Source organism: Staphylococcus sp. HMSC061G12 (assembly GCF_001838465.1).
GTDB classification, from domain to species: Bacteria; Bacillota; Bacilli; order Staphylococcales; family Staphylococcaceae; genus Staphylococcus; species Staphylococcus simulans.
In genome coordinates, this window is record NZ_KV837026.1 from 1 (window position 1) to 982 (window position 982).

At 29.5% G+C, this 982-nt stretch carries 1 protein-coding gene; it reads left to right on the forward strand.

The genetic code is table 11. The features are described from left to right. The first annotated feature begins 88 nt into the window (after positions 1 to 88). The gene (locus HMPREF2937_RS02370; RefSeq protein ID WP_058714821.1) at positions 89 to 946 is read left to right on the forward strand and encodes a YitT family protein; all 858 of its coding nucleotides are present in this window, start codon (positions 89 to 91) and stop codon (positions 944 to 946) included. Positions 947 to 982: the final 36 nt, after the last annotated feature.

Consider the following 982-nt stretch of genomic DNA (forward strand, 5'->3'; position numbering starts at 1 on the left):
GTTAGCTATATTTTTTTACTTTGCAACAGAACCAAACAAGTTATAATATAGGTGAAGACTTTTTAATAATAAAAATAGGAGTTCAAAAATGACAAAAAAAATGGTGATTATATCATTCGGCAGGATTTTACTTATTATAATTGGGGCACTTATTACAGCATATGGTTTGGAATCTATATTAATCCCAAATAACGTTTCTGACGGAGGAGTCACAGGGATTAGTATTGTAGGTTCCACTTTGTTTGGTTTACCTTTAGGAATATTAATAGGAATAATCAATTTACCATTTATATGGTTAGGTTATAAACAAATCGGACGTAAGTTTGCTATATCTTCAATAATAGGTATCTTATCATTATCTATATTCACTTCGATTATGCATCATGTACCAACAATTATTGAAGGTGATTCACTACTTATTACTGTAGTTGGTGGAGTTGTTATTGGATTAGGCATGGGTCTTGCCCTTAGAAATGGTGGGGCATTAGATGGTATAGATATGTTAGCCGTTTTATTATCTAGAAAGTTACCTTTCGGAACAAGTGATTTAATTTTATTTCTCAATACATTCGTATTTATACTTGTTTCTACTGTTTTTGGCTTTAAAGGTGCCATTTTATCAGCGCTCGCATATTTTATTGCTTCAAAAGTTATACATATTATTGAAGAAGGACTAAGTGGTTCGAAAACGTTTAAAATTATTACAAAAGATTATGACATTATGAATAAAGAAATTAAAGAAAGACTGGGAAGGTATTGCACATTTACAAAAGTGACTATTGATGAAGAAAATAATTCATTTGTAGAAATTTCTTGTGTTATTAATAAACTCGAAGAACAAAAACTTAAAGAAATTATAAATGATGTAGACCCAGACGCATTTATCACAATATATGATACAGCAGAAGTTAAGGCTGGAAATATGAAAAAATCAGATATATATTAAAAGGTTCTGTTGCAAAGTAAAAAAATATAGCTAACC

What these genes read in the sequence shown, in the direction of transcription:
- HMPREF2937_RS02370 (WP_058714821.1), top strand. Translation starts at nt 89, where the DNA reads ATGACAAAAAAAATGGTGATTATATCATTCGGCAGGATTTTACTTATT.